A 216-nucleotide genomic window follows, 5' to 3' on the forward strand; every position below is an offset into this window, starting at 1 on the left:
CATGCTCAAAAAAAAAGTCACTGCTGGCAGTGACTTTTTATTATTGAGAGAGTTTAGTTTTTAGCTTTTCTTAAACTTCCTGGCTGGTTTGCTTTTTGGACCGTCTTTACGATCTTTGCTGAAGTTACGGCGTGATGGGCGGGCTGCCGCACTTTCCGCAACAGCTTCATCAGTCGCCAGGCTCATATTCAGTTGTTTGTTATTGACCCAAACCTT

It is taken from the genome of Methylophaga sp. UBA4204 (genome assembly GCF_002379485.1).
Lineage (GTDB): Bacteria > Pseudomonadota > Gammaproteobacteria > Nitrosococcales > Methylophagaceae > Methylophaga.